This is a genomic window from Bacillus sp. V2I10 (genome assembly GCF_030817055.1).
GTDB lineage: Bacteria > Bacillota > Bacilli > Bacillales > Bacillaceae > Bacillus_P.
In genome coordinates this window covers 5,355,390-5,380,416 of sequence record NZ_JAUSYV010000001.1, presented here as the reverse complement: position 1 = coordinate 5,380,416, position 25,027 = coordinate 5,355,390, and the positions used below count along the sequence as shown (strand labels likewise).

Annotated in this window: 21 protein-coding genes; 19 read left to right on the top strand and 2 right to left on the bottom strand. The window is 43.9% G+C overall.

Annotated features, from left to right (window positions below; all coding sequences use genetic code 11):
• The first annotated feature begins 15 nt into the window (after positions 1 to 15).
• Together QFZ72_RS27155 and pruA are read left to right on the top strand one after the other, a co-directional pair.
• Complete coding sequence (locus tag QFZ72_RS27155; protein ID WP_373464649.1) at positions 16 to 1,206, top strand: CamS family sex pheromone protein; 1,191 nt, start codon at positions 16 to 18, stop codon at positions 1,204 to 1,206.
• Between the two features lie 1,063 nt (positions 1,207 to 2,269).
• Positions 2,270 to 3,817: an L-glutamate gamma-semialdehyde dehydrogenase gene (gene pruA / locus QFZ72_RS27150; RefSeq protein WP_307440041.1), complete on the top strand. Its 1,548-nt coding sequence runs from the start codon at positions 2,270 to 2,272 to the stop codon at positions 3,815 to 3,817.
• A 198-nt stretch (positions 3,818 to 4,015) separates the two neighbouring features.
• On the opposite strand, the gene putP is transcribed toward pruA, so the two are convergent.
• Positions 4,016 to 5,500 carry a sodium/proline symporter PutP gene (gene putP / locus QFZ72_RS27145; RefSeq protein WP_373464648.1) on the bottom strand — a complete coding sequence of 495 codons (1,485 nt, stop codon included), beginning with the start codon at positions 5,498 to 5,500 and terminating at the stop codon, positions 4,016 to 4,018.
• A 348-nt stretch (positions 5,501 to 5,848) separates the two neighbouring features.
• Here putP and QFZ72_RS27140 point away from each other — a divergent pair, with 348 nt between their 5' ends.
• The 12 genes from QFZ72_RS27140 to QFZ72_RS27085 all read left to right on the top strand — a co-directional run bounded on the left by QFZ72_RS27140 (position 5,849) and on the right by QFZ72_RS27085 (position 21,350).
• Complete coding sequence (locus QFZ72_RS27140; protein WP_307439484.1) at positions 5,849 to 6,235, top strand: Hsp20/alpha crystallin family protein; 387 nt, start codon at positions 5,849 to 5,851, stop codon at positions 6,233 to 6,235.
• A 292-nt stretch (positions 6,236 to 6,527) separates the two neighbouring features.
• Positions 6,528 to 7,799 (top strand): ABC transporter substrate-binding protein, encoded by a 1,272-nt coding sequence (locus QFZ72_RS27135; RefSeq protein WP_307439482.1) that lies wholly within the window; start codon positions 6,528 to 6,530, stop codon positions 7,797 to 7,799.
• Positions 7,800 to 7,866: 67 nt separating this feature from the next.
• Positions 7,867 to 8,718 (top strand): carbohydrate ABC transporter permease, encoded by an 852-nt coding sequence (locus QFZ72_RS27130; protein ID WP_307439480.1) that lies wholly within the window; start codon positions 7,867 to 7,869, stop codon positions 8,716 to 8,718.
• Between the two features lie 89 nt (positions 8,719 to 8,807).
• Complete coding sequence (locus QFZ72_RS27125) at positions 8,808 to 9,599, top strand: carbohydrate ABC transporter permease (protein ID WP_307440038.1); 792 nt, start codon at positions 8,808 to 8,810, stop codon at positions 9,597 to 9,599.
• An 11-nt stretch (positions 9,600 to 9,610) separates the two neighbouring features.
• Positions 9,611 to 11,332 (top strand): glycoside hydrolase family 35 protein, encoded by a 1,722-nt coding sequence (locus QFZ72_RS27120; RefSeq protein WP_307439479.1) that lies wholly within the window; start codon positions 9,611 to 9,613, stop codon positions 11,330 to 11,332.
• A gap of 14 nt (positions 11,333 to 11,346) precedes the next feature.
• Positions 11,347 to 13,578, top strand: coding sequence for an alpha-galactosidase (locus QFZ72_RS27115; protein WP_307439477.1), 2,232 nt, complete (start codon positions 11,347 to 11,349; stop codon positions 13,576 to 13,578).
• Positions 13,579 to 13,581: 3 nt separating this feature from the next.
• Positions 13,582 to 15,528: a beta-galactosidase gene (locus QFZ72_RS27110; RefSeq protein ID WP_307439475.1), complete on the top strand. Its 1,947-nt coding sequence runs from the start codon at positions 13,582 to 13,584 to the stop codon at positions 15,526 to 15,528.
• A complete protein-coding gene (locus tag QFZ72_RS27105; protein WP_307439473.1) occupies positions 15,525 to 16,706 on the top strand; it encodes a galactokinase in 1,182 nt (393 codons plus the stop codon). The genes QFZ72_RS27110 and QFZ72_RS27105 overlap by 4 nt, the downstream gene beginning before the upstream one ends.
• Positions 16,703 to 17,701 carry a UDP-glucose 4-epimerase GalE gene (gene galE / locus QFZ72_RS27100; protein ID WP_307439470.1) on the top strand — a complete coding sequence of 333 codons (999 nt, stop codon included), beginning with the start codon at positions 16,703 to 16,705 and terminating at the stop codon, positions 17,699 to 17,701. Before QFZ72_RS27105 ends, galE begins: the two co-directional genes overlap by 4 nt.
• Entirely contained in the window at positions 17,698 to 19,251 is a 1,554-nt protein-coding gene (gene galT / locus QFZ72_RS27095; RefSeq protein ID WP_307439468.1) for a UDP-glucose--hexose-1-phosphate uridylyltransferase, read from the top strand. Before galE ends, galT begins: the two co-directional genes overlap by 4 nt.
• A complete protein-coding gene (locus tag QFZ72_RS27090) occupies positions 19,202 to 20,239 on the top strand; it encodes an aldose epimerase family protein (protein WP_307439466.1) in 1,038 nt (345 codons plus the stop codon). The genes galT and QFZ72_RS27090 overlap by 50 nt, the downstream gene beginning before the upstream one ends.
• 118 nt (positions 20,240 to 20,357) lie before the next feature.
• Positions 20,358 to 21,350, top strand: coding sequence for a LacI family DNA-binding transcriptional regulator (locus QFZ72_RS27085; protein WP_307439465.1), 993 nt, complete (start codon positions 20,358 to 20,360; stop codon positions 21,348 to 21,350).
• Positions 21,351 to 21,768: 418 nt separating this feature from the next.
• Here QFZ72_RS27085 and QFZ72_RS27080 read toward each other — a convergent pair whose 3' ends face one another.
• Entirely contained in the window at positions 21,769 to 21,999 is a 231-nt protein-coding gene (locus QFZ72_RS27080) for a hypothetical protein (protein ID WP_307439462.1), read from the bottom strand.
• Between the two features lie 141 nt (positions 22,000 to 22,140).
• Between QFZ72_RS27080 and QFZ72_RS27075 the strand changes: the two genes are divergently transcribed.
• The 5 genes from QFZ72_RS27075 to gatC all read left to right on the top strand — a co-directional run bounded on the left by QFZ72_RS27075 (position 22,141) and on the right by gatC (position 25,014).
• Positions 22,141 to 23,268 carry a YqiA/YcfP family alpha/beta fold hydrolase gene (locus QFZ72_RS27075; protein ID WP_307439460.1) on the top strand — a complete coding sequence of 376 codons (1,128 nt, stop codon included), beginning with the start codon at positions 22,141 to 22,143 and terminating at the stop codon, positions 23,266 to 23,268.
• Positions 23,261 to 23,569 carry a hypothetical protein gene (locus tag QFZ72_RS27070; protein ID WP_307439459.1) on the top strand — a complete coding sequence of 103 codons (309 nt, stop codon included), beginning with the start codon at positions 23,261 to 23,263 and terminating at the stop codon, positions 23,567 to 23,569. The genes QFZ72_RS27075 and QFZ72_RS27070 overlap by 8 nt, the downstream gene beginning before the upstream one ends.
• 236 nt (positions 23,570 to 23,805) lie before the next feature.
• Positions 23,806 to 24,384 carry a glycerophosphodiester phosphodiesterase family protein gene (locus QFZ72_RS27065; protein ID WP_307440036.1) on the top strand — a complete coding sequence of 193 codons (579 nt, stop codon included), beginning with the start codon at positions 23,806 to 23,808 and terminating at the stop codon, positions 24,382 to 24,384.
• Between the two features lie 25 nt (positions 24,385 to 24,409).
• Complete coding sequence (locus tag QFZ72_RS27060) at positions 24,410 to 24,640, top strand: glycerophosphodiester phosphodiesterase family protein (RefSeq protein WP_307439457.1); 231 nt, start codon at positions 24,410 to 24,412, stop codon at positions 24,638 to 24,640.
• 83 nt (positions 24,641 to 24,723) lie between these two features.
• On the top strand, positions 24,724 to 25,014 hold the full coding sequence (gene gatC / locus QFZ72_RS27055; protein WP_029285534.1) for an Asp-tRNA(Asn)/Glu-tRNA(Gln) amidotransferase subunit GatC: 291 nt from the start codon (positions 24,724 to 24,726) through the stop codon (positions 25,012 to 25,014).
• Positions 25,015 to 25,027 lie beyond the last annotated feature (13 nt).

Here is a 25,027-nt window from a genome sequence, read left to right as displayed (position 1 = left end):
GAGGTGTATTCCGACTTGAAAAAAGTAATGGTAATGCTGCTCGCAGGCTGTTTATTCCTTTCAGCCTGCGCACCCAGCTTTGGTGATCAAGAGGAAATCGTGCGGGAAACAGAAGATGAATCAACCGAAAAAGCGATTATTCCGAAATACAACATTTCAGACTCCTACTATAAAATGATCCTGCCTTTTAAAGAAGGAAAAGCAAGAGGACTTGTCGCTGAAAACATCAATACCCGCTTAGACATCGATGAGTTTGAAACGGGACTGATGAGAGTTGCGCAGGACGAATTTTCTCCTGACAATCATCTTTATCAGGAGGGACAGTATCTTGATGAGAAGACCGTTCGGGAGTGGCTTAGCCGCAAACTTGAAGGGGACAAATTGAAAGAAGCGCAAGATAAAGCAAAAGCGAATAAGGAAACCTTTAAAAATGAGGGTCTGAACCCAATTGCAAGCACTGAAGGCGACTATATTCAGCAAAATGAAAAAAGCCCAATCTACTTAGCACACATGCTTGAACACAATTACTTAGTCCGTAAAGGCGAAAATACAGTCGAGCTTGGCGGAGTTGTCATTGGACTTGCTTTAAACTCGGTTCATTACTACCGTGAAGCGGTTGGTGAACCGCAGCGTGAATATGTAATAGATCCGCAGAAGCTTGAAGCAGAGGGAAAAAAGATGGCTGAGGAAGTCATTAAGCGCGTCCGAAGCCAAAAAGGCCTAGAAAATGTACCAGTTGTCATTGCATTATACAAGCAAGCACCGAAGTCATCCATTGTACCTGGAAGCTTTATCGCAAGCACAGTAGTAGACGGCGGCAGCAATCAAATCGGCAAATGGAACAGCATTGATGAGGAATACGTCTTTTTCCCATCACCTCAAGGTACGGAAGACTATCGTGAGGATGCCAATCTCTTTGAACGATTCAAACAGGACATCGACGAATTTTTCCCTAACTACACAGGCGTTATCGGCAAAGCGTTTTACAAAGGGGAAGAAATGCAAGAATTGAAGATTGATATACCCATGCAATTCTACGGAAAATCAGAAGTCATTGCCTTTACCCAGTTTGTCACAGGTAAAGTGGTCGACTATTTCCCTGATTACGTTTCAGTTGAAGTAAACATCAATTCAACAAGCGGCCAAGAGGCGCTGATCGTTCGTAAGCCGGGACAGGAAAAGCCGACCGTTCATATTTATCAATAATTGATTAGCCATCTCACATGTGTGGGGTGGCCTTTTTTTAGTGTGTGCTTTCAAAAACATCATAAAGCAAACAAGAATGGCCCTTTTCTAGCAGCACTTGGGACCAGTTAAATCCTGTGTTTGAGTACTCATAGAGTGCGTATGATACCCCTATACAGGTTAAATCCTGTGTTTGAGTACTCATAGAGTGCGTATGATACCCCTATACAGGTTAAATCCTGTGTTTGTGTACTCATAGAGTGCGTATGATATCCCTATACAGGCTAAATCCTGGATTTAGGTACTCAAAGAGTGCGTATGATACCCCTATACAGGTTAAATCCTGTGTTTGGGTACTCAAAGAGTGCGTATGCCCCTATACAGGATCAATCCTGTGTTTGGGTACTCAAAGTAGTGCGTATGATACCCCTATACAGGCTAAATCCTGGATTTAGGTACTCATAGAGTGCGTATGATACCCTTATACAGGCTAAATCCTGGATTTAGGTACCCATAGTGTGCGTATGATACCCTTATCCAGGTTAAATCCTATGTTTGGGTACTCAAAGAGTGCGTATGATACCCCTATACAGGTTAAATCCTGTGTTTGGGTACTCAAAGTAGTGCGTATGATACCCTTACAGGTTCAATCCTGGATTTAGGTACTAAAAGAGTGCGTATGATACCCTTATACAGGATCAATCCTGGATTTAGGTACTCATAGAGTGCGTATGATACCCTTATCCAGGTTAAATCCTATGTTTGGGTACTCAAAGAGTGCGTATGATACCCCTACACAGGCTAAATCCTATGTTTGGGTACTCAAAGAGTGCGTATGATACCCCTACACAGGCTAAATCCTGGATTTAGGTACTCAAAGAGTGCGTATGATAACCCAAATTCACTTCCATTATATTGAGAAAAGCATTCATTCGCTCACAAAAAAATAGAAAATAGAAAACTCTATAAAATTGCGAAACTTAATAAACTTAATATTGTGACTATTTATCATAGTTTGAAAGTTTCCGCCTCTTTCGTTAGAATGGTGGGGAAACGTTTCATACTTGCAGGGAGGCGAATTAGAATCATGATACCGTACAAACACGAACCATTTACTGATTTTTCATCAGAAGAGAATAAGAAAGCCTACCTAGAAGGCTTGAAGCTTGTCGAGTCATACTTAGGACAGGATTATAACTTGGTTATTGGCGGAGAGTGCATTTCCACAGAGGATAAAATTGTTTCTGTGAATCCTTCAAATAAAGAAGAGGTGATTGGCCGCGTTTCGAAGGCGAACCGGGAGTTAGCCGAAAAAGCGATGCAAGTGGCAGATGAGACATTTAACACGTGGCGCAAAGTAAAGCCGGAAGTTCGTGCGGACATTCTTTTCCGTGCAGCTGCGATCATTCGCCGCCGCAAGCATGAGTTTTCAGCGCTTTTAACGAAAGAAGCAGGCAAGCCTTGGAATGAAGCGGATGCTGATACTGCAGAAGCGATCGATTTCATTGAGTACTATGCCCGTCAAATGCTGAAATTAAAGGATGGCATGCCGGTTGAGAGCCGTCCTGGTGAATATAACCGTTACAGCTACATTCCTCTGGGTGTAGGGATTATTATTTCCCCGTGGAACTTCCCGTTTGCGATTATGGCAGGTACGACAATTGCCGCAATCGTAACAGGAAACACTGTGTTACTAAAACCGGCTTCAACTACTCCAGTTGTCGCGGCTAAGTTTGCAGAAGTTCTGGAGCAGGCGGGACTTCCGAAAGGTGTTTTAAATTTCGTGCCTGGAAGCGGCGCTGAGGTTGGCGATTACTTAGTTGATCACCCGCGCACCCGTTTTATCAGCTTCACAGGATCCAGAGACGTAGGCACACGCATTTATGAGCGTGCTTCTAAAGTGAATAAAGGGCAAATCTGGCTGAAGCGCGTCATTGCTGAAATGGGCGGCAAGGATACAATAGTCGTTGATAAAGACGCAGATTTAGAGTTAGCTGCACAATCAATCGTGAAATCTGCATTTGGATTCTCTGGACAAAAATGCTCGGCATGTTCACGAGCAGTTATCGTTGAGGATGTGTATGATCAGGTTCTAAATCGCGCAATCGAGTTAACAAAAGAATTGACAGTCGGCGATACAGCAGACGGATCTTATTTCATGGGTCCTGTCATCGACCAGGCTGCATTTGATAAAATTATGAGTTATGTCGAAATCGGCAAGGAAGAAGGCAGGCTTGTTGCAGGCGGAGAAGGAGACAGCTCGAAAGGCTTCTTCATTCAGCCTACAATCATTGCGGATCTTGATCCGAAAGCACGCTTGATGCAGGAGGAAATCTTCGGGCCGGTTGTCGGCTTTGCGAAAGCAAAAGATTTCGACCATGCGATTGAAATTGCCAACAACACAGACTACGGTTTAACAGGGGCAGTCCTTACAAACAACCGTGATCACATTGAGAAGGCGCGCGAAGACTTCCATGTCGGAAATCTGTATTTCAACCGCGGCTGTACAGGGGCGATCGTTGGATACCAGCCATTCGGCGGCTTCAACATGTCCGGTACAGATTCAAAAGGCGGCGGACCGGATTATTTATTGCTTCACCTTCAAGCAAAAACAACGTCAGAAACGCTTTAATAGAAGGGAAAAGAGCTTAAACAAACGTTTGTTTAAGCTCTTTTTTATGAGGTAAGTCCAGGTGGCCATGCGTATTTACTTTTAACCGGCATCTTGTTTGTAATCAGTCTGGCATCCATGATCTTTTCCTTCGCTAGTCTAAAAAAAGAACAAAAGAAAAACGCTTAGGATACAATCTCCTAAGCGTTTTATCGTTTCTTACTTTGTTTCTTCCTCTAAAACTTCTTCCATTTCAGTAAACGTATTCTGAACATTCTTTGAAGGTCTGCTTGTGATTAAGCTGACAGCGTAAACAGCAAGTAAACTTAAGAAGAAGCCAGGAATCATTTCGTACATAAATTCTTTCAGTGCAGGTACGTTTACCCAAATCAGTACGGTAACAGCACCGACGATTATACCGGCAAGCGCGCCCCACTTTGTCATGCGTTTCCAGTATAGGCTGAGGAGGACGGCTGGTCCGAATGCAGAACCAAATCCAGCCCAAGCATATCCGACCAGGGAAAGGATAGTGTCGCTTGGTTCCAGGGATAGCAGGACACCTACGATTGCAACAAGCAAGACTGCGAGTCTTCCAACGAGAACAAGCTCTTTATCAGAGGCATTTCGCTTGAAGAACGTTTTATAAAAGTCCTCTGTCAGGGCGCTCGCTGTAACAAGCAGCTGTGACGAAATGGTACTCATGATCGCTGCAAGGATTGCTGCAAGCAGGAACCCTGTAATAAACGGATGGAAAAGCACTTGGGAAAATTTGATGAAGATCGTTTCAGGGTCTGCAAGAGAAGCCCCTGTCTGATTAATATAGGCAATACCGACAAGTCCTGTCAGCATCGCACCAATAATCGAGATAATCATCCAGCCCATGCCAATTCTTCGAGCAGGCTTTAGTTCCTTAATAGACGATATCGCCATAAAACGAACGATAATGTGAGGCTGTCCAAAGTATCCAAGCCCCCAAGCTAAAAACCCGAGGATACCAATAACAGATGTTCCTTTAAAAATATCCATGTATGTCGGGTCGATTTCATGGACAACGTCCAATGCAGGCCCCACTCCTCCAAGTTCCATAAAGGCTACGACCGGCACCAGGATCAGCGCAAGGAACATGATGATGCCCTGTACAAAATCAGTTAAGCTGACGGCAAGGAATCCGCCAAAAAGAGTGTATACCACTACAACACCGGCTGTAAGAAGCATACCAAACAGGTAATCCGTTTTAAAGGCTGACTCAAACAAAAGTCCTCCTGATACTAATCCTGCAGATGTGTAAAGTGTGAAGAATATAACAATAACGATTGCAGAAACAAACCGGAGCATGCGTGACGTGTCTTTAAAGCGGTTTTCGAAGTAATCAGGGATCGTAATGGAGTCGTTTGCTACCTCTGTATAGGTACGCAGGCGAGGAGCTACAAGAATATAATTTAAATAAGCCCCTATGGATAAACCAACTGCAATCCACATACTTGATAATCCGGTTGTATACATTGCACCAGGAAGACCCATCAGCATCCAGCCGCTCATATCAGATGCACCTGCTGACAAAGCAGTAACGGCAGGTCCAAGCCCGCGTCCTCCCAGCATGTAGCCAGATACATCATTTGTTGATTTTTTGAAGGCATAGAAACCAATCAGAAGCATGCCGACAAAATAAATTCCAAGTGATAAAATTGTTCCGATTTCCACCAAATCTCTCCTTTGACTAAAGTGATCATGTAATAAGAACCAAAAAATTGCAATCCGTTCAGCCCTATGGTTATTTAACCTAACAAACTATTCCCTTTGTTTCAAGGATTTCAAACAGGCATGGCGCGGGTTTGAGCGCTTGTGAGCTATGGTGTCTGTATAAGTAAGCGCTTTCTTAAAAGAATTAAAGTAAAACTATTTTGAATTTTCTGAAGTTAGTTTTTCTTTTATTACTTCGTATTATGCTCTTTCAGATTTAAAACAAAACAACTTTTTAAGCGGATAGGCAAACTGGCAAGGTGATACATATGATATTGAGATAGAAATGAACGTATGTCAGGAGGATTGAACATGGATTCAAATCGAAAAGATCCGATGAAAATGATCAATGATTTTTTTGTCTCGCGCCCAAAGCATACCCTGCTCGGAAGCATCGATGACTATTTTAAGCAGTCATTTGCCCCAAGGGGATTTCCGGTTGTGACCGACGAATCAGACGCAGCATTTATTGTGAAAGCGGAACTGCCCGGAATCGAAAAAGAGAATATAAAGCTTGAGATTCTGGGAGAAGAACTGATTATTACAGTAAAATCAGATAAGAATGAGAAGAAAAACGGCAAACAATCAATACTGATTCCCCCGTCAGCTGTAAAAAGAAATTTAAAAGCAAATTACAGAAACGGTGTGTTAAAGGTCACAATTCCAAAGAAGCCTTCAACAAAAATCGAGATTGAATGAAGTAAAACACATATCTTTCATAACCGGAATTTAAGTAAAAAGAATATGGTAAAATAATTCAGCTTTTAAAATAATAAATTAGAAGAATACGATGATAGAAAGGCGCGGATGCATATTTCGGCGCTTTTTTCTTTATGTGAGAACTATTTAAGTAAAATAAAAGGTAAAAAATAAAAAAACTTTTAGTTAAATTTTACTTGAAGTTTTCTGACTATTATTCTATTATTGTTTATGTAAACGATTTCACTTTTTGCGGTCAGTATCTTTTGATTAAGATTATAGGGGGTAAAACATGAAAAAGGTAATGGGTTTGATTAGTCTGGTTCTAATCATCGGCATGCTCTCTGCTTGTTCGGGAGGATCTTCTGAAAAAACAAGTAAAGACGACAAAAAATTGACGGCCTGGGCTTGGAACATCAACGTTCCTGTACTTGAGGCAGCGGCCGAGCGCTATAAGAAAGATAATCCTGATTTTGAGCTTGAAATTGTAGAAATCGGGAGAGAAGATGTTTATTCGAAATTAACAACAGGCTTGCAGGCGGGCGGACAAGGTCTTCCTGACATCGTCCTTGTCGAAGATGACCGCATTCAGGGATATGCAGAATCTTATCCTAAAGCATTCTTAGATCTATCTGAGTACGGCTTTGAGGAGCATAAAGATAAATTTCCATCAAGTAAAACAGCCCTTTTAACTGTGAATGACAAAGTGGTAGGCTTCCCGTTTGACGGCGGACCGACAGGCGTCTTTTACCGCACAGATATTTTTGAAGAAGCTGGCGTAAAAGCAGAAGACATTCAAACATGGGATCAATTTGTTGAAGCGGGAAAAGTCATTAAAGAAAAAACAGGCAAACCAATGCTTGGCCTTGATTTAAACGGTGACGACGGACTCTACCGCATGATGATGAATCAGCAGGGTTCCCTTTACTTTGATGATAAAGGAGAGCTTGCTTTAACGTCAGAAGAATCAATGAATGCTGCAAAAGTGATCAAGCAGCTTAAAGATGAAGGCTTAGTGAAAAATACAGTCGGCTGGGATGCATGGATCAGTGCCATGGTAAGCGGCGAGGTTGCAGCAGCACCATCCGGGGCATGGCTCTCAGGTTCAATCACAGGACAAGGTAAAGATACATCAGGCAAGTGGGGCGTTATTGCACTTCCGGCATTTGAAGAAGGCGGCAACCGTGCTTCTAACCTTGGAGGAAGCAACTACGTCATCATGGAATCTACGGACAAAAAACAAGAGGCATATGAGTTCATGGAATACTTCTCAACAGATGAAGAAACACAGCTTGAAGCAATGAAAGGCGGCTTATTCCCGACACTTAACACGATTTATGATGAGCCGATCTTCACTGAAGAGCAGGAGTTCTTCTCTGGACAGCCGATCTGGAGCACGTTCACAGAGCAAATGGAGAGCATTCCATCTGTTAACTATACAGGCAACTATTCACTGGCAATGGATGAATCAATCAAAGCCCAGTCTGAATCAGTCAGCGGCAAAGTATCGATGGAAGAAGCATACGAAGCAGCGCAAAAACGTTTAGAGAACAGAATTAAATAACATTGAAAAATGAACAGAAAGGGCCGAATTTAATTCAGCCCTTTCCTAATTTAAGGTGGGATTTTGCATGAGTCAAACACGTTTATTTCCTTATATGTTTATCGCCCCTGCAGTTATACTCTTTATAGTTTTTACTGTCTATCCGATTTTTTCTTCTCTTTTATTAAGCTTTCAAACCTTTGAGGCAGGGGAATACATCTTTACTGGATTGGATAATTACGTCACGTTATTCCAGGATGAAATTTTCCATAAAGCCCTTATGAACACGTTTATTATCTTTATCGTTCAGGTTCCGATCATGCTGATTCTGGCTCTTGTGCTTTCAAGCGTGCTGAACAGCGGACTGCTGCGCTTAAAAGGATTTTTCAGAGTGTCATTTTTCCTTCCTGCAGTCACATCGCTTGTGGCATACTCCATCCTTTTCTCGATCATGCTTCAGGAGGACGGAATTATTAATACAGTTATTGGATTTTTAGGTATGGAAGCGATCCCATGGCTGTCAGACAGCTTCTGGGCAAAAGCATCCATCATCCTTGCGATGACATGGAGATGGACGGGATATAACATGGTTATCTTTCTTGCAGCTCTTCAAAACATTCCAAACGATATGTACGAGGCTGCTTCTTTAGACGGTGCAGGAAAGATCAGACAGTTTTTCTACATTACCATTCCGCAGCTGAAGCCGGTTATTCTGTTTGCTGGAACATTATCAACAATCGGTACGCTGCAGCTATTCGATGAGCCATTCAACTTAACAAAAGGCGGACCGGCTGATTCTACGATGACACTTGGCTTGTACATCTACCAAAACGGATTCGAATTCTTCCAGTTCGGCTACGCATCAGCCATTGCATACATCGTTGTGGTATTAGTAGGCATCCTAACGTTCATTCAATTCAAAGTGGCAGGTGATAGATAATGAATGCAGAAACGAGCAACCGAATTCAAACGAATTTCCTAACCGAAACAAAGAAGAAGCGAAGCAAAAAAATACCGCAGAAGCTTGGCATGTACAGTTTATTAATGCTTTTTCTGATCATCTCGATTTTCCCGTTTTACTGGATGTTCATCGGCGCTACAAATGATTCAGGAAAGATGTTTACAAATCCGCCGACACTGACGCCTGGCGATCAGCTGATGACGAATTTCCAAAACCTGAATGCATCGATTAATATTCCGCAGGTTATGTTTAACTCGCTGTTTGTATCCCTTCTATATGTAGTCGCAGCGCTCGCAGTATGTTCGCTTGCTGCATACGCTCTTGCAAAATTTGAATTCAAAGGAAGAAACTTTATCTTTACGGCGTTTTTGCTGTCCATGATGATTCCATATCAGGCAACACTGATTCCGCTTTTCCGCATGATGTCTGAGCTGAATTTGCTGAATACGTACTTTGCGGTTATTGCTCCGCAGCTATGCTATCCATTTGCCATTTTCTTGTTGAGACAGAACTTCCTGGCATTCCCGACAGAGCTGATTGAAGCAGCACGTCTTGACGGAGCAGGGGAACTGAAAATCTTCTTTAAAGTAGTAGCGCCATCTATGCGACCTGCACTTGCCGCAGCATCGATTTTCCTGTTTATGACACAGTGGAACAGCTTTATGTGGCCGCTTGTTGTGTTGAACGATGCAAGTATGTACACGTTCCCAGTTGCTCTTTCAAGCTTAATGGGTCTTTCATACATTGATTACGGTCAAGTCATGATGGGTGTTTCCATCGCAACCATTCCAATCATTATCTTCTTCTTAGTACTGCAGAAGCAATTTATCTCAGGCATGCTCGGAAGTGCCATGAAATAGGGGGAAAAAAGATGCTGACAACAAAGGGGAACCAGTTTTATTTAAATAATGAGCCGTTTCAAATTTTATCAGGCAGCATTCATTACTTCAGGGTTGTACCGGAGTTCTGGGAAGACCGGCTGCTCAAATTGAAGCAGCTCGGCATGAATACGGTAGAAACGTATATTCCGTGGAATGTCCATGAACCGAAAAAGGGTGAATTTCACTTTGAAGGTTTGGCAGATCTGGAAAGCTTTATTAAAAAAGCAGAAGAATTGAAGCTGTATGTCATTCTGAGACCGGCTCCCTACATCTGTGCAGAGTGGGAGTTCGGCGGATTTCCAGGGTGGCTGCTGAAGGAGCCGGGAATGGCGCTCCGCAGCTCGGATCCTGTCTTCTTTGAGCATCTGCGCTCTTATTTTAACGTCCTGCTTCCAAAAATCGTGCCGCATTTAACATCAAACGGCGGGCCTGTTATCGCCGTACAGGTGGAGAATGAATATGGCGCTTACGGCAATGACCTTAAGTATTTGAATGCTTCGGCAGAGCTTTTTAAACAGGCAGGAATAAACGTCCTGCTATTCACCTCAGACGGACCAGAGTTCATTCAGCATGGCTCCATGCAAGATGCAGTGACAACCTTGAACTTCGGCTCTCGCTCTGAGGAAGCCTTTGCTTCACTCGAAACGTTTCGATCGAATTCTCCAAAGATGTGTGTAGAATTCTGGATCGGCTGGTTCGATCATTGGGGAGGAAAGCATCATACCCGCGAGGCTGCCGATGTTGCGGCAGAATATGAAAAAATGGTGGCACAGGGGGCTTCCGTTAACTTTTATATGTTCCACGGGGGAACGAATTTCGGGTATATGAACGGGGCCAATCATTACGAATTCTACACTCCGACGATTACAAGCTATGATTACGACGCGCTTTTGACAGAATGGGGTGACCCGACGGAAAAATACCATGCTGTTAAGCAGGTGCTTTCTAAATATACGGATGTTCCAAAAGAAAACCCGGTCCCATCTGAAAAGAAACACTATGGAACTGTAGAGCTTACAGAACAAATGAGTGTGTTCGATTTTCTGAAACAAAAAACACCGAAAACGCTTATTGCTCCAAAATCAATGGAAGAGCTGGATCAGAACTACGGCTATGTCCTTTACAAAACAACGATCACAAAGCAAGGCGAGCTTGAAATGGATATCACGCCAATCCGCGACAGAGCGTTTATTTACATTAACGGCAGGTTGGAACGCACAGTTTACCGCAATGATGCGGAAAAAATGATTACGCTGCCATTTTGCGAGAAGGAAAACATCCTTGAAATCTTTGTTGAAAATATGGGCCGCGTCAATTACGGCAAGCATTTAAAGGATAAAAAGGGCATCATTGATAACCTTTGGATCGGCAATCAGTACTGGTTCCATTGGGAGGTTTATCTGCTTGATCCGGATGCAGAAGCCATTTCATTCATTGAAGGAAAAGATGAACGCTTCCCGCGCTTTTACAAAGGTGAACTTTCGATTGAAGCTCCTGCCGATACATTTATTGATCTTGAAGGATGGATGAAAGGAAATGTGTGGGTGAACGGCTTTAACCTTGGCCGCTACTGGGTAACGGAAGGACCTCAAAAACGTCTTTACTTGCCGGGTCCTCTTTTGAAAAAAGGAAAGAATGAGATTTTACTTATCGAGCTTGAAGGAACAGATGCCCATTCCATCACTCTTGTGGATGAACCAAATCTTGGCTAAAGGAGCTTGCTGCGATGCCTATATTCATAAATGAAGAACGCAACCAATTCCATCTTACGAACAAAACGGTCAGCTATCTTTTTCATGTAATGAAAAACGGGGAGCTTGGCCAGCTGTATTACGGAAAAAAACTGAACCATCAGCCTGATTTCTCTCATTTTGCCGCTTATCATATTCCGACTGCGGCAAGCTGTCATCCTGAAAAGAATGATCCTGCCTTTTCACTTGAAACGGTTTGTCAGGAATATCCGCTTTACGGAACGAGTGATTTCAGAGAGCCGGCAATTTCCCTGCGGCATCCGAATGGAAGCTCTGTCAGCAAATTTGAGTATTCATCCTATGAAGTGATAGATGGAAAAGAGCGCATCCCCGGCATGCCGGCTACGTTTGCCAATGCTGGAGCAGCGTGCACTCTCGTCATTACCTTACTTGATAAATTGAGAGATTTAAAGCTCAAACTCTCCTATACAATTTTTGAAAACACTTCTTCAATTACACGTCATGCAAGCCTAGAAAACGAGGGAGAGCAGCCGATCGACATCGAAAGAATGATGAGCATGTCACTCGATCTCGGCGATCATGATTTTACAATGGTTCATCTTGCCGGAACATGGTCAAGAGAGAGACATGTAAAAGAACGAAAGCTTCAAACTGGCATTCAATCGATCTCAAGTATTCGCGGAGCAAGCTCGCATCATCATAATCCGTTTATGGCGCTGAAACGTTCAAATGCTACAGAAACAAGCGGAGAGGCTTACAGCTTTCACTTCGTGTACAGCGGCAATTTTTTAGCGCAGGCTGAGGTTGATCATTATGATACAACGCGAATTCAAATGGGTATACATCCATTTCAGTTTAACTGGCGCCTGAATCCTGGGGAAGCGTTCCATACGCCAGAGGTAGTCATGACCTACTCTGATAAGGGCCTGAATGGTCTTACACAGTCTACTCATAACCTTTTTAGAGAGCATCTCATTGCAACTGTCTGGCAAAAAAGAGAGCGTCCTGTGCTCATCAACAACTGGGAAGCCACTTACTTTGACTTCAATGCAGAAAAAATCGTCGCGATTGCAAAGCAGGCCAAGGAGCTCGGTGTTGAGTTATTCGTTTTGGATGATGGCTGGTTTGGAAAGCGGAACGATGATACGACGTCACTCGGCGACTGGTTTGTGGACAAAAACAAATTGCCGGACGGAATTGACGCTTTGTCACAGGCGGTCCGAAACGAAGGGCTGAAGTTCGGCCTATGGTTTGAGCCTGAAATGATTTCAGAGGAAAGTGATCTTTTTTCAAAGCATCCGGACTGGGTCATTCATGATCCTGAGCGGCCGATTTCATACGGACGCAATCAGTGGGTGCTCGACTATACAAGAGAAGAAGTGGTGGATTATCTGTTTGAGAGAATCTCTTCCATTATCCAATCAGCAAAGCTCAGCTATATCAAATGGGATATGAACCGCAACATTACGGAAGCGTATTCCGCAGCACTCGGACAGGATCGCCAGGGAGAATTTTTCCACCGATACATTCTTGGGGTTTACGACCTGTATGAAAGACTGACTTCTAAATATCCTGACGTGCTGTTTGAATCATGTGCAGGAGGCGGAGGCCGCTTTGATGCCGGAATGCTCTTTTATGCTCCTCAGGCTTGGGCCAGTGACGATACGGATGCGGTGGAGCGATTGAAAATTCAATATGGATCTTCCTTTATCTATCCGATCTACAGCATCGGCTCGCACGTTTCCGATATTCCAAATCATCAGACGCTGCGCAGAACTTCCTTAAAGGCGCGCGGTGATGCCGCATACTTCGGAACGTTTGGCTATGAGCTGGATCCGAGCAAAATGACCGATGAAGAAAAAGCAGAGGTAAAAAGTCAGATCGAAACATATAAATCACATCGCACACTAATTAGAAACGGCGATTTTTACAGATTGATCAGCCCATTTGAATCGAACGAAACAGCGTGGATGGTCGTCTCTAAAGATCAGACAGAAGCATTCATCGGATGGTATCAAGTACTGGCTACGCCAAATCCGAAGAAAATCCAGACGCTGAAGCTAGCGGGGCTTGATGCAAACAGCACCTACCATGTGAACGGGTCTGATCAGGCGTTTGCCGGGGATGAATTGATGCAAAGAGGGCTTTCGCTTCCGGTTGAATACAACGGAGTGAACAAAAATCATGCAGAGCGCGGCGGAGATTTCCAATCAAGCGTATTCCACTTAACGAAAAATGGGGGATGAGACATGTATTTAGGCGTTGATTACTATCCAGAGCATTGGGATCCATCCCTGTTCGGCGAAGATATTGAAAAGATGAAGGAAATGGGCGTCAACATGGTGCGCATCGGCGAATTTGCCTGGCACTTAATGGAGCCTTCAGAAGGGCAGTACGATTTCTCTTTTTTTGACGAAGTCATAAACCGGTTTAAGAAAGAAGGTATCGCCGTCATGTTCGGAACACCGACCGCAACGTTCCCTGCCTGGCTCGTAAAAAAACACCCTGATATTCTGCTCGAAGACGAAAACGGCCATCCTAAATCGTTCGGCGGCAGAAGACAGTACTGCTATAACTCTAAAAACTATCAAACTTATTCTTTAGCAATCGTCGAAAAGCTGGTCACTCACTATCAAAACGAGAGCGGCATCGTGTCATGGCAGATCGACAACGAGCTTGGCCATGAAGGCAGCGATATGTGCTACTGCGGTCAGTGCAGAGAAGCTTTTCACACATTCCTTGCAAAAAAATATGAATCGGTTGATGAACTGAACAAGCGCTGGGGAACGATTTTCTGGGGACAGACGTATAACGCTTTCGATGAAATTCCTGTTCCAAAGCCGACAATCACGGTTCATAACCCGGCGATGATGCTCGACTGGGCAAGATTCAGAAGCGAGTCTCTAAGCGAGTTCGCGAAGACTCATCTGAATCTAGTAAAAAAGCTAAAGGGAGTTCATCAGGAGGTTACAACAAATCTCCCGGGCGGCTTCTTCGGAAAATGGTTCGACCATAACGAGTTTTCAAGAGACCTGGATTTCGTGTCCTACGACAATTACCCGGTTTGGGGCGGCCTGACAGAGCCAGTCACACCAGCCTTCCTATCGTTCACGCTCGGATTTATCCGCGGCATCAAACGCGAGAACTTCTGGATCGTTGAACAGCTGATGGGGGCACAGGGTCATGACATTATCGGCTATCTTCCAAGACCTGGCCAGGCGCAATTATGGTCGTACCACGCATTTGCGCACGGATGCAGCAACATGCTGTACTTCCGCTTCAGAGGCATGAACAGAGGGGCAGAGCAGTATTGCCTTGGCATTATCGATGCTGATAATACACGTTCACGAAAATTTTACGAAGTTCAGGAAGTGTTTAAAGAAGTCCGCAAGCATGAAGAAGTGTTCAAGGCACCAATCAAATCAGATGTAGCCGTGCTGTATGATTTTGTTAACATCTGGTCGATGCGCATTCAGCAGCAAAGCTCACAGCTTGAATTTACGAACGAATTAATGCGCCTGTACCAGCCGTTCCATGATGTGAATGTACCCGTGGACGTGCTCAAATACGACCATGATTTCTCAGTTTATAAAGTTGTTCTTGTGCCTGTGCTAACACTCGTAGACGAAGAGCTTGCTGCAAGATTAAAAGTCTTCACAGAAAAGGGAGGCACCGTGATCTTCTCATTCCGTGCCGGCATGAAAAACAAAGACAACAACATTCCATTCGGCGACAAATCGCCTTATCAATTAAAAGAACTGCTCGGCATTGAAATCGATGAAGCCGAATCGCTTCATGCGGGCCAGCACGTTTCAATCCTTTCAAAAGACGGCAAGAAAGAGGCTCAGGGTCAGGTGTGGAGAGATCTCATCCGCACAACAACCGCAGATGCTCTCTTTTCCTACAGCGACCGTTTTTATAAAAACTATGCAGCCTTAACAGTCAATGAGTATGGAAACGGAAAAGCGTATTACGTTGGAACAGGTGCTGAAGCAGGCGTCCTTTCTGATTTAGCATTAACCATCTTAAACGAATCAGGCATCTCCTTCATCAAGAGCGAGCCTGGAGTTGAAGTAGTTGAACGCGCGGGGCATGTGATTGTCATGAACCACAACCACGAGGAAGCAGCTTTCGAAGGGGAAGTGCTGCAGCCATTTGAAACGAAAATCATGGAGCGAGGGGGACACTCATCATGAATGCGGGGGAATTAGAAGGCTTATTCAGGGAAAAGTTCGGCAGAAGGGAATATCGCAGTTTCTTTGCACCGGGGCGCATTAACTTGATTGGAGAGCATACAGATTACAACGGCGGCCACGTATTTCCATGTGCGATAACATACGGAACCTACGCGCTTGCCGCAAAGCGTTCAGACAGGTTGTTGCGCATGTACTCGGTGAATTTTCCTGATAAGGGGATTGTTGAGTGCTCCCTTGATGACTTGGACTATCAAACAGAACACGACTGGGCGAATTACCCTAAAGGGATGATCACAGCTATAAAGCAGAGAGGTTATTTGATTGAAGAGGGACTTGATCTCTTAATCTATGGAAACATCCCAAATGGCGCGGGCTTATCATCGTCCGCCTCCATTGAATTGGTTACAGGTGTTGTGGCTGAATCCCTCTTTGATCTGAAAATAGACCGGATTGAGCTCGTCAAGCTTGGTCAAATCGTTGAAAATCAATACATCGGCGTCAACAGCGGGATCATGGATCAGTTCGCCATCGGCATGGGGAAAAAAGCGTGCGGCATACTGCTTGATTGTCAGACCTTGCAATACCGCTACGCTCCCATCCATTTAGAGCAGCACGTTATCGTGATCATGAACACAAACAAACGCAGAGAGCTTGCCGCTTCTAAATACAACGAACGCCGTCAGGAATGTGAAGATGCTCTGAAAATCCTGCAGGATAAGGTACCAGTTCAGTCACTTGGCGAGCTGTCGATGGAAACGTTTGATAAATACGCAGCTTCCATTGCTGATGAAACCGTTAGAAAGCGCGCGCGTCACGCTGTCAGTGAAAATGAGCGTACCATTCATGCACTTGAAGCTCTTGAAAAGAACGACTTATATACATTCGGTGAATTAATGAATGCTTCCCACCGCTCGCTGCGGGACGATTATGAGGTAACAGGTACAGAGCTCGATGCACTTGTCGAGGCTGCATGGAAGCAAAACGGCGTTATCGGTGCGCGCATGACAGGTGCTGGCTTTGGGGGATGCGCCATCGCGATTGTTGAACGCGGAAGTGTCGGTGATTTTCTTGAAGAAGTCGGTCAATCTTATTTAAAAGCGGTCGGCTGCGAAGCGTCCTTCTACATTGCAGACATCGGGGACGGAGCATGCGAAATTGAATTGGGGGTTCATATATGAGCGTTTTAGTTCTTGGCGGAGCCGGCTACATCGGCTCACATGCAGTCTATCAATTAGCAGATCAGGGATTGGACGTTGTCGTGGTCGATAACCTCCAGACCGGCCACAAAGAAGCGATCCATCCGAGAGCAAGTTTTTACGAAGGCGACCTGAGAGATCAGGCATTTTTAAACAGCGTGTTTGAAAAAGAAGAAATCACCCAGGTGCTGCACTTCGCAGCCAACTCCTTAGTAGGAGAATCCGTTCTGCAGCCGCTCAAGTATTTTCACAACAATGTCTACGGATTACAGGTTCTGCTGGAAGTGATGCAGAAGCACGGTGTGAAAGAAATCGTCTTTTCATCGACAGCAGCCGTATATGGTGAGCCGAAGAACATTCCGATTACAGAAAGCGAACTCACCAATCCTACAAATCCATACGGTGAATCAAAGCTGATGATGGAAAAAATGATGCGCTGGTGCGAGCAAGCATACGGCATCCGCTATGTATCCCTGCGCTATTTCAATGTTGCGGGAGCAAGAGCCGCAGCTGAAATCGGCGAGGATCATACACCTGAAACCCATTTAGTGCCGATTATTCTCCAGGTTGCATTAGGACAAAGAGAGCACATCTCTGTTTTTGGAGATGATTATGCAACGCCTGATGGCACATGCATCCGGGATTACGTCCACGTAGAAGATTTGATCGACGCCCATCTGCTTGCCCTGAACTATTTAAGCAGACAAGGCGAAAGCATCATTTTGAACCTCGGCAGCAGCCAGGGCTTCTCGGTGAATGAAATGATTAAGGAAGCAAGAGAAGTGACGGGCCATCCGATTCCTGCAGAGGTTGCACCTAGACGTGCAGGCGACCCGAGCACACTTGTCGCTTCATCCGAAAAAGCAAAAGCGATTCTCGGCTGGGAGCCATCCCGCACAAATATCAAAACGATCCTGCAGGATGCATGGAATTGGCACCAAACAAAACCAAACGGATATGGAGAGGATTCCAGATGAACAATTCTTCATTCGTCAATCAATTAGTTGAGCAAGCCATCCAGAAAAAATTCATCACTGACAGAGACCGGATGTATGCCCGAAACCAGATTCTCGGTCTGCTTGGGATTGATGCCTATGAAGAATGTGACCTGCCGGACCTGCTGCTTTCCATACCGGACCTGCTGGATATTATAGTCGAGCAGACAGCTGAACGAGGAATCATTGAAGGAACCTTTGATGAAAAAGAAAAGCTGTCTGCCAATCTGATGAATGTGTTTCTTGATAAACCGTCTGCGATTCAGCAAACATTTGGAGAGTACTACGGGCTATCACCTGAAATTGCGACAGATTACTTTTACAAGCTGAGCCAGAACAGCAATTACATCCAGACAAAACGAATCGCGAAAAACATCCATTACAAAACGCCGACTGAATACGGGGAGATTGATATTACAATCAATCTCTCAAAGCCTGAAAAAGACCCCCGGGATATCGCAAGGGAGCGGGCCGTTACATCGGCAGGCAAGTATCCGAAGTGCCTTCTTTGCGCGGAAAACGAAGGCTATACCGGCCGCATCGGTCATCCTGCACGATCGAATCACCGTGTAATCGAGCTGAACCTTGAAAATGAGCAATGGTATTTTCAATATTCGCCTTACATTTATTACAATGAGCATTCCATCGTGTTATCCGGCGAGCACAGAGACATGAAAATAAATGAAGCTGCCTTTCGGAGACTGCTTGCTTTCGTTGAGCAGTTTCCTCACTATTTTATCGGCTCAAATGCAGACCTTCCAATTGTCGGCGGATCGATTCTCTCACATGATCACTATCAAGCGGGCAAGTATACGTTTGCGATGGCGGAAGCTCCTGATGAAGAGAAGTTTGAGATTGAGAGCTTTCCTGAGGTAGCCTTCTCAAAGGTGAAATGGCCAATGTCGGTGCTGAGACTGCGATCATCAGATAAAGCGGCGCTCGTTACAGCAGCAGAGCACGTGCTGAATACATGGAAAACCTATTCCAATGAAGAAGCAGAGATTATTGCTTTTACAAGAGACGAATCCCATCAAACGGTGACGCCGATTGCAAGAATGAGAGACGGTTGCTTTGAGCTTGACCTTGTCCTCCGCAACAACCGAACGAGCGAAGAGCACCCGATGGGGATTTTTCATCCCCATGCAGATTTGCATCATATTAAAAAAGAAAACATCGGACTGATTGAAGTCATGGGCTTGGCGGTCCTACCAGAGCGTCTTAAACATGAGCTTCAGCAAATTGAAGCATTCCTTCTCGGGGAAGAGGCTGAAGTCCCGGCGCACCATGAGGAATGGGTTCAGCACTTAATCTCGAAATATCAATCGTTTGAAAAAGAAACGGCTGATGGAATCCTGAAAAAAGAAGTAGGATTAAAATTCAGCAGAGTATTAGAGGATGCGGGAGTTTTTAAAAGAACGAATGAAGGGAATAATCATTTTAGTCATTTTATCCAGAGTTTAAAAAGAGAGAGGAACGATAAAAATGAAAATCCTTCACGAAACGATACTCACACACCCGCAGCAAAACATTGAAAAATATACGCTTGAAAACGGCCAGGGCTTTTCGGTCAGCTTCTTAAACCTTGGCGGAACAATCACGTCGATCATGGCGCCTGATAAAAACGGAAACTTTGAAAATGTTGTTTTAGCTTATGACCATGCTGAGCAGTATATCGAGAATCCATATTATTTAGGAGCACTGATCGGCCGCGTTGCAGGACGGGTTCCAAATGCAAAGCTTGGTCCGTACAGACTTGAGGCAAACGAAGGAGTACATCATTTGCACGGTGGTCCTCATGGCTTTCACCAGGTTTTCTGGAACGTAAAAACCGTTCGGCATGAGGATTCAGCAGAAGTGATCCTCACGCATTTCAGCAGGGATGGGGAAGGCGGTTATCCTGGAAATCTTGATGTACAGGTAACATACCGTCTGGACTGTGACAATACCTTCACCATTGATTACGAAGCGCGCTCGGACAAAAATACATGGCTCAACCTGACAAACCACACTTATTTTAATTTATCAGCAGACAGCGGAAGGGACGTACTGAATCACTCTCTTACAATGAAAAGTGATGCCATCGCTGAATTCGATGACGATTCGATTCCAACAGGCAGATGGATTCCTGCAAAAGAAACCCCGTTTGACCTGAAAACTGGTAAACTATTAAGAGAAGCAGCAGAGTCTGACCACGAGCAGATCGACAAGGTCGGAAACGGTTTTGACCATCTTTTTCTATTTGAACAAAGTGAGCTCAACCAAGTGTCAGTAGAGGAGCAGGAAAGCGGACGGAAGATGGTTGTGCAGACAACAGATCCAGCAGCTGTCATCTACATGGCGAATAAAATGGATACCGATCATCCATTAAAACCGGGTCAGGCAACCGGGCCATATGCGGCAGTCTGCATTGAGACACAGCGCATTCCGGAATCACTGCTGATCCCAGGCCTGCCGACACATAAGCTTGCGGCACATGAGGCATACAGATCCAGAACATCATTTACATTCGGACTTATATAGAAAAGCGGAACCGCCTGGTCAGCTCCGACAGGCAGTTAAGGAACTGACCGAGGAGTTAGGCGGTGGAGCTGGACAAGGATATGAAAACTTTCTGATTTTAACAAAGGGGTTACGGTATATGGCGGCTACGATAAAAGATATAGCTGAAAAAGCGGGTGTATCCATTGCGACGGTTTCGAGGGTCCTGAACTTTGACGAAACGCTATCCGTTGGAGACGAAACGAAAAAGCGAATTTTCGAAGTGGCCGAGGAGCTGTCTTATCAAAAAAGAAAAACAAAGAAAAGCCTCGTTCCAAAGATCGCCATCGTGCACTGGTACACAGAGCAGGAGGAGCTGAACGATCTTTACTACATGTCGATCAGGCTCGGTATCGAGGAGCGGGCGAAGAGTCACAACCTTCAGCTTGCGACCTATTTTTACGACGATTTTGAAGCGATCAACCAGGATCAGCTTCAGGGCATCGTCGCAGTAGGCAAATTCAGCAACCAGCAGGCAGAGGAATTCAAAAAAGCAGCGCGAAACGTCGTCTTCGTCGACTCAAGTCCGGATCCGGAAAAATTCGATTCAGTCATCGTCGACTTCGAACGGGCAACAGAACGCGTCCTCGACCATTTCATCGCAAAAGGACACACGCAAATCGGCTACATCGGCGGACGCGAAACCTACCGCGAGCACAGCACAACACTTGACGATCAGCGCGAGCAGACATTCATCAAGTACTTGTCTGGAAGAGGCATGCTGCGCGAGGACGCCATATTCATCGGATCATTCACTGTAAAGGATGGCCACCGCATGATGTCCCAAGCCATTGCAGAGCTCGGTGATTCCCTGCCAAGCGCCTTCTTTGCAGGCAACGACTCCATCGCCATCGGCAGCCTCCAGGCCCTGCACGAGCACGGCATCCGCGTCCCGGAGCAGGTCAGCATCATCGGGGTAAATGACATCAGCGTCTCAAAGTACATTTTCCCGGCGCTTAGCACGGTGAAGGTATACACAGAGGTCATGGGTGAGACGGCTGTTGATCTCCTGGTCGAACGAATCACCGAACGCAAAATCGCGAAGCAAGTAGTGATCGCAACCAAGCTGAAACTGCGCCAGAGCAGCAAATAGAGCTTAATCAAACGTTTGTTTAAATGAAGAACACCGCATGGATGCTGGTGTTTTTTGTTTTTTAGGAGATGGTTGGAAAAAAGAAAGTATTAGTTGGGTTTTAGAAAGTAAATGTTGGATTTTGGAAAGTATTTTCGATGAACTGGCAAGTAAATGATGGTGGGGTTGGCTAGAATTGAGGGTGTTTAATTGGCTTCAGCTGGAAATATGGTAGTATTTCTGGAATGGTGACGAGTAAATTACGGAAAACGACGAGTAAATCTGCATATATGGTTAATATTTTTGTAAAAGTGATGGGTAAAGGTAGAATAGCACTTTTCTAGCTAAAAACCTACCTTACCGCCTATACGTGAAATATTCAATACCATAAAAAGGACTTTCATTTCTGAAAGTCTCATTTTATGATTGAAAATCCAATCTATTCTTCTACCCCTTCACCGATACCAGAGACTCTATAATCGTCTCCGTAATGAACGGTAACAAACATCTTATTCTCTTCTTCGCCTTTAATGTACCCTTTTACAAAGACTGTTTCAACTCCTTCAGCATCTGCAAATTGAACGGCTGTAACAATAAAATCCTTATTTTCTTCCATTTTTATATATTCTATTGCTACATTTGAAGCTTTCTTTTCAATTTCTTTATTCATGTCATCCTCCTGATTACAGCCCGAAATAAATAAAAATGATAATAAAAAAATATTATGTATGATTTTTCTCATGTTAATCGCTCCAATTTATTGGAAAATTTTATATAATAGAATTATAACTCACTTCAAAGAGGTGGTACAATGGCCATTAATAGAATAAGAGATGAATTATATCATGAACTAAGCACAGTAGCTTATTTCGATAATCCATTTAAAAGTTATACATTTAATTTTGAAGATGGTAGACAAACTTGGAAGGTTACTGGCGAAAATAAGTTTTTGCTTCATGATGATGATACTGGATTCGATGCAATTATATATAAGAAAAGTAATGATATTGTTATTTCCTTTAGGGGTACAGAGGGAGATCAAATACTTGGAGACGGCTGGAAGGATATTGTCGCAGACGTTCAATATGTTGTTGCAAAAGATAAGGTAAATAAGTTTGGGCTTGATGTTAATATTGTTGATAAAAAAATCAACTTTGATTTACATGAAAAGAATCAATTTAGACAGGCTGAAAAACTTGTAAAAGCCGTTCAAGAAAAGTATCCGGAATCTAATATCTCATTAACAGGGCATTCACTTGGAGGAGCATTGGCTTCTTACGCAGCTGCAGTTTGTAATGTTGCTGCGGTAACATTTAATTCTCCTAGTGTCGTGGGATTGCTTTCTGAAAAGAAGCAATCTGAAGTTATGGATGGAAAGTTTGACAAACAAATTGTAAATTACGTTCATCCAAAAGATTCAATTAGTGCTGGTGCTCTTGAAGCTTACGAAAGACATATAGGTTCAACTTATTACATCGGTACCCAATTTCAATATGAAAACAATGATATTAATCCATTTTATAGGTTTTATAAATCTATTTCAGGAGAAAACTACCATGCTCTTGAACATTATAAATTTGATAGATTTGGAAATGTTAATAATCCTGTAATAACAAATGTTTTGACGGGAGCAAATGGTTGGAAATCACCAAGGTTTTTTTTCCCTGAGGTAGCTAGTATTGATGTTACGCCACATCACCTTGATGAAACCTCAAAACGATTGGATTATTTCATTGGTCGTGTGGATGATTTATGTAATGATATAAAGAGAACAGCAAATTTATTAGACAATATAAAGCGTTCAGATTACATCATTGATGAGGTTATACAATCTGCACAAAATTTTAATATATGGTATTCTCAAAAAACATTAGAAATTAAACATAACTTGAGCTCTTCTTCATTAGCTTTTGTTGAGGCGGATAAATTGCATGAATAATCCTGAAGTAGAAAAACTATTAAAAGAACATAGCGACATTAATGAATTAGAAGCTGAGTATAATTTGTTTATAGATAATCTCAAGGCTGAACAATCTTTGATTAAACAAGTAATGGAAGAAGTAAACTCATGGAAAGCTGGCAATGCCCAAGAAGCCTTTATGTCTGAACTAGAAGATTATCATTATCAATATACGATGAAAATAGTTTCATTAGAAGAAGTCTACCGTGAAATAGGGAGAGCTGAGAAAAAAGTTCGTAACCTAATTAATAGCGAACTAAATAAAGGTCCAAAATTCTAATTGCAGCTCTTATCTATCTAGGTAAGAGCTCTTCCTATTTTTAAACTCGTTGAAGAAATTTGAAAAAAATCCTACATCACTCATTTCACCATCCATGATATAAAGAAACTACCAACCAAAAAAGGGGACCAAACCATGGAAATCTTGCCGCAGCCCGTCCGAAAGAAGAGAACCAAGCTCAAAATCACCTCTGCGATTCTCATCACGCTGATCCTGTTCATCGCCTCCTTCCATTAATCCCTGTTCATTCCGTAGAAAACCAGGCTTTCCTCAAAAAAGGCAAGCGTCCATTCATTATCGCCCATCAAGGCGGAGAGGGAATGGCGCCCGGCAACACGCTGGCAGCCTTCTCCCTTTCAGAAAAACTCGAAGTCGACGTGTTCGAAATGGACGTTCACCTCTCAAAAGATGAAGAAGTCGTTATCATTCATGATGACACTGTCGACCGCACAACAAATGGAACCGGCGCTGTAAAAGACATGACACTCCAACAACTGAAACAGCTGGACGCAGGCTATCACTTCATCGGTCCGGACGGAACCCATCCTTACCGGAACAAAGGCGTCACCATCCCGACAATGGAGGAGATCTTCACCGCTTTCCCAGGCTATCCAATGACTATTGAGCTGAAAACCGAAGACCCCTTACTGGCAGACAAAATGGCCGACTTGATCCAAAAACACAACATGACCAACAAAGTCATCATCGCCTCATTCTACGACGAATCGCTGAACTACTTCACCCGAAGCAACCGGCGGCAAAGTTCCTGTCAGCTCACCATCCGAAGCAACACGCAACTTCGTCCTTGCGCATAAGCTGTTCCTGGACCGGCTGATTCCAATGAACAAATACACGGCGGTTGAAATCCCAATGAGCGCCAGTGATCTTAATCTCACAACCGAGCGGCTCATCAAATCGCTGCATAAACGAAACATCGCTGTGCAATACTGGACGATCAACGATGAAGACAGTGTCCGGAAGCTCGTTGAAATCGGCGCGGATGGCATCATGACGGATCACCCGAACATTGTGAAAAAAGTGCTCGATCAGGAATACGGAAAGGCGCAATAATTACGGCCTTCTGTTGCTTTAATGCACTGACTTTTGATATCATCAGAGTATTGTTTACAAGAGATTTAACGGAGGTGGAGCACATGTCACGCATTTCAAAAGAAGAAGTGAAGCACGTTGCGAATTTAGCGCGTTTAGCGATCACGGAAGAAGAAACGGAAATGTTCACAACTCAATTGGACGCGATCATCACATTCGCCGAGCAATTGAATGAGCTTGATACAACAGGCGTTGAGCCGACAACACATGTATTAGAGATGAAAAACATTCTGCGCGAAGACAAAGCAGAAAAAGGATTGCCAGTAGAGGATGTCGTGAAAAACGCTCCTGACCATAAAGACGGATACATTCGCGTGCCGTCCATTTTAGAATAAGGAGGGAGCAGCC